This window comes from Acinetobacter sp. 228 (assembly GCF_048147885.1).
Map to the genome: position 1 here is coordinate 1 of NZ_JAYWYV010000364.1, position 1,241 is coordinate 1,241.

Consider the following 1,241-nt stretch of genomic DNA (forward strand, 5'->3'; position numbering starts at 1 on the left):
CCTATTCCAACTTGAGATTTGTTGAGAGACCTTTTTTCATGCCTATTTCCAATCAAGATTTGCGCAAAGCTGGACTTAAAGTTACCCTTCCACGAATTAAGATTTTGGAATTATTAGAAAATTCAAAACAACATCATCTTAGCGCCGAAGATATTTACAAGACTTTGTTAGAGCAAGGGGAAGATGTCGGACTTGCGACAGTTTACCGTGTGTTAACACAATTTGAAGCTGCGGGTATTATTCAACGTCATCATTTTGAAAATAACCATTCTGTTTTCGAAATCATGCAAGAAGATCATCACGATCACTTAGTATGCCAAAACTGTAACAAAGTCATTGAATTTACTAATGATGTTATCGAGAAAGAACAGCATTCTGTAGCAGAACAACATGGGTTTACCTTAACGGGTCACTCATTAAATCTCTATGGTTACTGTAATGAACCTGAATGTCAGGAAGCATTGCGCAAGAAATAATCGTTTTCACATAAAGAAAACAAATAAAAAAGGAAGGTTACGTTTAACCTTCCTTTTTTTATGAAGAAATTACTGGCGGTCAAAAGTTAAATGCTGCTTTCCGTCTGATAATTGATCGGGACCTTCATCAGCAAGTTTAATGGTTAAACGTAAATCGTTCGGTGAGTCAGCATGTTTAAGTGCATCTTTGTAGGTAATTTGACCAGCTTTATATAAATCAAATAAAGCTTGGTCAAAGGTCTGCATACCAAGTTCACGTGAGCGTTTCATCAAATCTTTAATTTCATGAATTTCACCTTTACGGATGTAGTCTGAAATTAATGGTGAGTTAATTAAAATCTCAATTGCTGCACGGCGTGAATTACCATCTGGTGTTGGAATGAGCTGCTGCGCAATCATAGCCTTTAAGTTAAGTGACAAGTCCATATAAAGCTGACTATGACGGTCACTTTCAAAAAAGTGAATAATACGGTCGAGCGCTTGGTTGGCGTTATTAGCGTGCATGGTAGCTAATACAAGATGGCCTGTTTCAGCAAAGCCAATCGCGTAGTCCATGACTTCACGAGAACGGATCTCACCAATTAAGATCACATCCGGCGCTTGTCGTAGTGTATTTTTCAAGGCAATTTCAAATGAGTCGGTATCGATCCCGACTTCACGCTGAGTAATGATGCAACCTGCATGTTCGTGAATAAACTCAATCGGGTCTTCAATGGTAATGATATGGCCCTTAGAGTTATGGTTACGATGGCTGATCATTGAAGC

At 38.4% G+C, this 1,241-nt stretch carries 2 protein-coding genes; one reads left to right on the forward strand and one right to left on the reverse strand.

All coding sequences use genetic code 11. The features are described 5' to 3' along the window. Positions 1–38: 38 nt before the first annotated feature. The gene (gene fur, locus VXQ92_RS19025) at positions 39–476 is read left to right on the forward strand and encodes a ferric iron uptake transcriptional regulator (protein WP_001122847.1); all 438 of its coding nucleotides are present in this window, start codon (positions 39–41) and stop codon (positions 474–476) included. A gap of 69 nt (positions 477–545) precedes the next feature. Here fur and VXQ92_RS19030 read toward each other — a convergent pair. Beyond that, positions 546–1,241: ATPase, T2SS/T4P/T4SS family (locus tag VXQ92_RS19030; RefSeq protein WP_416682851.1), on the reverse strand; the 696-nt coding region annotated here is incomplete at its 5' end.